General features: G+C 60.1%; 7 protein-coding genes. 4 read left to right on the forward strand and 3 right to left on the reverse strand.

What is annotated here, in order from left to right:
- Positions 1–898: transketolase C-terminal domain-containing protein (locus tag ACUTJJ_RS24695; protein WP_445543744.1), on the forward strand; the 898-nt coding region annotated here is incomplete at its 5' end.
- Positions 899–955: 57 nt separating this feature from the next.
- Here ACUTJJ_RS24695 and ACUTJJ_RS24700 read toward each other — a convergent pair.
- Positions 956–1,318: a nuclear transport factor 2 family protein gene (locus ACUTJJ_RS24700; protein WP_445543745.1), complete on the reverse strand. Its 363-nt coding sequence runs from the start codon at positions 1,316–1,318 to the stop codon at positions 956–958.
- A gap of 107 nt (positions 1,319–1,425) precedes the next feature.
- Here ACUTJJ_RS24700 and ACUTJJ_RS24705 point away from each other — a divergent pair, with 107 nt between their 5' ends.
- A complete protein-coding gene (locus ACUTJJ_RS24705; RefSeq protein WP_445543746.1) occupies positions 1,426–2,220 on the forward strand; it encodes a helix-turn-helix domain-containing protein in 795 nt (264 codons plus the stop codon).
- Between the two features lie 5 nt (positions 2,221–2,225).
- The gene (locus ACUTJJ_RS24710; RefSeq protein ID WP_209089472.1) at positions 2,226–2,540 is read left to right on the forward strand and encodes a putative quinol monooxygenase; all 315 of its coding nucleotides are present in this window, start codon (positions 2,226–2,228) and stop codon (positions 2,538–2,540) included.
- On the opposite strand, the gene ACUTJJ_RS24715 is transcribed toward ACUTJJ_RS24710, so the two are convergent.
- A complete protein-coding gene (locus ACUTJJ_RS24715; RefSeq protein WP_209089474.1) occupies positions 2,525–2,908 on the reverse strand; it encodes an ACT domain-containing protein in 384 nt (127 codons plus the stop codon). The two genes, ACUTJJ_RS24710 and ACUTJJ_RS24715, sit on opposite strands and share 16 nt — an antisense overlap.
- Before the next feature lie 58 nt (positions 2,909–2,966).
- The gene (locus tag ACUTJJ_RS24720; protein WP_404494414.1) at positions 2,967–3,419 is read right to left on the reverse strand and encodes an Lrp/AsnC family transcriptional regulator; all 453 of its coding nucleotides are present in this window, start codon (positions 3,417–3,419) and stop codon (positions 2,967–2,969) included.
- A 120-nt stretch (positions 3,420–3,539) separates the two neighbouring features.
- Here ACUTJJ_RS24720 and ACUTJJ_RS24725 point away from each other — a divergent pair, with 120 nt between their 5' ends.
- A complete protein-coding gene (locus ACUTJJ_RS24725; RefSeq protein WP_445543747.1) occupies positions 3,540–4,502 on the forward strand; it encodes a nucleoside recognition domain-containing protein in 963 nt (320 codons plus the stop codon).
- The last annotated feature ends 159 nt before the right edge of the window (positions 4,503–4,661 follow it).

The following is a 4,661-nucleotide window of genomic DNA, read 5'->3' on the forward strand; positions in this document are numbered from 1 at the left end:
CGGTGTAACGGCGGCCATGCCCAACGGCACCGGCCTCGACAAGATGGCCGAGCTTTTCCCGGCCCGCACCTTCGATGTCGGCATTGCCGAACAGCACGCCGTCACCTTTGCGGCCGGACTTGCGGCTGACGGGTACAAGCCGTTCTGCGCGCTTTATTCCACTTTCCTGCAACGCGGTTACGACCAGTTGGTGCATGACGTGGCGATCCAGAGCCTGCCCGTGCGTTTCCCCATCGACCGCGCCGGGTTCGTCGGTGCCGATGGCCCGACCCATGCCGGCTCCTTCGACACCACTTTCCTTGCCACCCTGCCCGGCATGGTGGTGATGGCGGCGTCTGACGAGGCCGAACTGAAACATATGGTCCGCACGGCAGCGGCCTATGACGAAGGCCCGATTTCCTTCCGTTATCCGCGCGGAGAAGGTGTTGGCGTCGAGATGCCCGCGCGCGGCGAGATTCTCCAGATCGGCAAGGGCCGCATCATCAAGGAAGGCACCAAGGTCGCCCTCCTCTCCTTCGGCACCCGGTTGGCGGAATGCCTCGCGGCCGCCGAGGACCTCGATGCCGCCGGACTTTCGACCACGGTTGCCGATGCGCGCTTTGCCAAACCGCTCGATCTCGACCTCATCCGCCAGCTTGCCGCCCATCACGAGGTTCTGGTGACCATTGAGGAAGGCTCTGTTGGCGGATTTGGCGCACATGTGCTGCATTTCATGGCGAGCGCGGGCCTGCTCGACCATGGCCCGAAGGTCCGCACCCTAACCCTGCCCGATCAATGGGTGGAACAGGCCAAACCCGAGACCATGTATGCCAATGCCGGCCTCGACCGCGCCGGCATCGTTTCCACGGTGTTTAATGCACTCGGCCAGCGTCAGGCCGGTGTCGGATTTGCAGGCTGAAGCACGCTGTCCGAGGAGAAGCAGGCGGGCATTTGGTCCCGCCCCTCGTCACTGGTTTTATGCCGCCGTGCCATCAAGAAAACCGACGACACTGTCTATCCGGCCGTCGGCATCGCGGCTGACGATATCGGTGCCGCCAGCGACGTCGTCGCCGTCAGGCGAAACCAGACGCCATGAGAAACGGGTAAAATCGCCGTGTCCGTCAGGGGTGCCGGTCAGCACGAAGCGATATCCAGGAAATTTCTGCCGCGCTGCCTCGATCATGGCGGTGATCCCCTTCCGGCCCTCGCCCTGCATCAGGGGATCGATATAACGGGCGGTTTCGGCCCATGCCTTGTTTACCATCTGCTTGCGGCGTTCGCCGTCTTCTTCGTTCCAGACCGAAAGATAGGTTTCGGCGATTGCGAGATGCTGCGTCATGATTGCGCTCCTTGTGGTTGACGGGCCAAACATGCCGGGGGTCGGGAAGCGGAACAATTACCTCTGAGGTAATCGCATCGGCGATATCTTCTGCTAGGCTGCGGGGCATGACACATCATCGAGAACATGTCGGCCAGCTGCTGAAGGAATGGCGAGCCCGCCGCAGATTGAGCCAGCTCGATCTGGCCGTGGAGGCTGAAATATCCACGCGTCACCTGAGTTTTGTGGAAAGCGGGCGCTCCTCCCCCAGTCGCGAGATGCTCGTGAAACTGGCGGAGCAGCTTTCCATGCCCGCCCGCGCCGCCAACCGGCTGATGCTGGCGGCGGGTTATGCGCCTGTTCATTCCGAACGGCCGATGGACGCGCCCGATATGGCGGCGGCCCGGCAGGCGGTCGAAACCGTGGTGCACGGGCATATGCCCTTCCCCGCCCTTGCCGTTGATCGGCACTGGAACATCGTTCTCGCCAATGGCGCGATCACGTCGCTTCTGGCCGGCGTTTCAAAAGAGCTGCTTCGCCCGCCGCTCAACGCCTTGAGGGTGAGCCTGCATCCGGAGGGCCTGAGTTCGCGCATCGTCAATCTTGCCGAATGGCGTCATCACCTGCTGGAACGCCTGCGCCGTCAGGTCGAAGAGACGGGAGACGAAGTGCTTTCCCGGCTGCATGCGGAGCTTGCGGCCTATCCCGCGCCAAAGGCCTCGCCCCATGCGACCGGGGCCGACCCTCTGGCCATACCGCTCCAGCTTCGTGATGCGTCTTCGGGCGGCATATTGAGCTTCATTTCCACCACCACGGTTTTCGGAACGGCCACAGACGTCACGCTGTCCGAACTGGTGCTGGAGTGTTTCTACCCCGCCGACGCGGCGACCCGCGCGGCACTGCTGCAAAGTCCCGGGGAGTAAGAACCGTGCACACCACCTATCTCATCGGCTTTCAGGTGCGCCCCAGCCAGCGCGAGCGTTTTCTCGAATTGCTGAACGCGCTGCTCGACGCCATGCGGCACGAAAAGACCTTCGTGAACGCAACCCTGCACCGGGATGGCGAAAACGAGAACCGGTTCCTGCTGCATGAGACCTGGAGTGACCATCAGGACGTCATCGACGTTCAGATCCACCGGCCCTATCGGCAGGTATGGCACGATGCCCTGCCCGCTCTGTTGGAAGCGCCGCGCGATATTTCCGTCTGGCACCCAATGCGGTCGGATCATCAAACGATCGAATGACCTGCATTTGCCAGCAGTTCAAACGTTCTCTCCAGATCTTTCGATTTCACCAGCAGGTGATCGCCATCGAAAGTCGAAACAACGAATATCCCGATGTCATTGGTCGATAGCGGTTCGATCACCGAAAGCACGATGCCGGTCTCATCAAAGGCGAACGGGCCCTGAAGTTTGAGGCAATTCCAGCCGGTGTCGGCTTTGACATCCTGAGGGATACGCTCCTGGCGGCAGACGACGGAAAGCTCATCATCGGTCCGGCTGATACTGAGAAAACCTGTACCATCGGCCCAGGCTGGAATGGATGCATCGGCAGGAAGCCGGGCCACCCCGTAGGCACCCTCCAAGAGCCTTAACTTAACGCGAGCCGCCATCTCATATCCCTTTGGTTCCTTGAAATTAAAAGGCATTCCCCGCCGTATGCCACCGGTTTCAAATCCTGATGGCTGTTTCCTCTTTCGCCGTCTTGATAACGACCATCGTAAAAAAGCGCGCTACATTATTCTGGTCGCGGAACAACCGGTCACAGAGGGCGTCATATTCTTCCATATCGCGCAGCCGCAGCATCAGCACCACGTCTGTTTCGCCGGTCACCGCGTAGGCATGCGAGACCGCTTCCTCAGCGCTCGCAAGGTCCAGAAAGCGGCGCATCTGCTGCTCTCCGTGCTGTTTCAGCTCCACGGTCACTAACGCCTTGAGGACGCGTCCCGCCTTTGCCGGGTTGAGAATGGCCACGATACGATCAATGACACCCGATTTATGCAGCCGCTGGACGCGCCGCAGGCAACTCGACGCGGACAGGCCCACCGCATCGGCCATCTCCACATTGGTACGTGATGCATCACTCTGCAAAAGATTGAGCAATTTTCGGTCGATCCGATCCATGAGCGGCATCCTATCGTCCAACATTATCTTTGCAATAAAATTGCATAAAGCTGCAATCTTTGACCGCAAATGCGAATGGGCTGCGGTTAGTGAATGGGAACAGGTCTCGGAGAGGTTCACATGCCACTAATGCCGCTGCTTTGGAAGACAATGAGGGAAACGTTTGTCATCTACTGGCTCCTCTTGCGCATCACCGTTCCGATTGCGATTGCGACCGAAGTGCTGTCGCGAATGGGTGCGATCGAAGCCGTGGCGCCCGCTTTTGCGCCGGTCATGAGCCTCATCGGCCTGCCGCCGGAACTTGGTCTCGCATGGCTGACCGCGATGCTGATCGGTATCTGGGGGGCCGTGCCGCTCATCTTCACGCTTGTCCCCGCATCTTCGCTAACCTCTGCGGATATCACCGTTTTTTCTGCGCTCATCCTGTTCGCCCATGGTCTGCCCATCGAACAGAAGATCATCGAAAAGGCTGGCCCGGGCGTGCTGATCACCACGATGCTGCGTGTCGGTGGCGGGTTGATCTACGCCTTTCTCCTGCACCAGCTTCTGCAAGGGACAGGCTGGTTATCAGGCCCGGTAAGTCCTGTCTGGATTGCGATGGGTGCTTCGCCCGATTGGCCCGCCTATTTGCTTGGTCTCGGTGAAACAATGCTCTGGATGCTCGTCATCCTTCTCGCCCTTTCTTTTGGGCTTGAACTCCTGAGGCTCACCGGCCTTCTGGCATTGATGATGAAAGCTCTGTCGCCCCTCCTGCGTCTTGCGGGCATTCGCGGCGAGGCCGAACATCTCACGGCTATCGGATTGTTCCTCGGCATTTCCTATGGTGCGGGTTTCCTGATCCGCGAGGCGCAATCGGGGGCGATATCACCCCGGCAGGTGTTTTTGTCCTGCGTCCTCATGGGGTTTGCCCATAGCGTGATTGAGGACACGCTCGTCGTGATGTCGCTCGGCGCGGATGTCTATGGCGTGCTTCTCGGGCGCCTCGTTTTCGCTGTCGCCGCCACCGCAGTTATCGCTGCCCTGCTTCATCGCCTGTCGGATGAGATTTTCTTTGCACGAATGTTCCGGCAACAGCGCGCCTAATGGCCTGAAATTTGAAAATGCCGAAACAAACCGGGGGCCCTTCGGCCCCCGATCCGTCGGTTCAATCTGAAGCTTCGCTCAAAACTCCGTCCAGTCCTGCTCCTTGGCAGCCGGCGCTTCTGAGCCGCCGCCGAAGGCGCGGGCGAGGCTTTGGCCGAG

The organism is Agrobacterium sp. DKPNP3, assembly GCF_052686535.1.